At 48.2% G+C, this 326-nt stretch carries 2 tRNA genes; both read right to left on the minus strand.

What is annotated here, in order from left to right:
- Positions 1-125 precede the first annotated feature (125 nt).
- Positions 126-201: transfer RNA gene (locus tag AC6CIA_RS26470), tRNA-Ala, on the minus strand.
- A gap of 30 nt (positions 202-231) precedes the next feature.
- Positions 232-308 (minus strand) — tRNA-Ile (locus AC6CIA_RS26475).
- Positions 309-326: the final 18 nt, after the last annotated feature.

A 326-nucleotide genomic window follows, 5' to 3' on the forward strand; every position in this document is an offset into this window, starting at 1 on the left:
TCAGTCTATCTTTCTATCACATACCCAAATTTTTAAAGAACGATCTAATCAAAGACTAGAAATCAACATTCACCATCATCACAATGGAATGCTCATTTCTAAGCTTTAAACAGTAGAAGCAGTAGTGGTGGAGCCAAGCGGGATCGAACCGCTGACCTCCTGCGTGCAAGGCAGGCGCTCTCCCAGCTGAGCTATGGCCCCGTATTTCTACAGGCGTTTCCCACACAAAATTGGTGGGTCTGGGCAGATTCGAACTGCCGACCTCACCCTTATCAGGGGTGCGCTCTAACCAACTGAGCTACAGACCCAATTTCGGGCTGCTTCTT

This window comes from Pseudomonas sp. GQ91 (assembly GCF_059758795.1).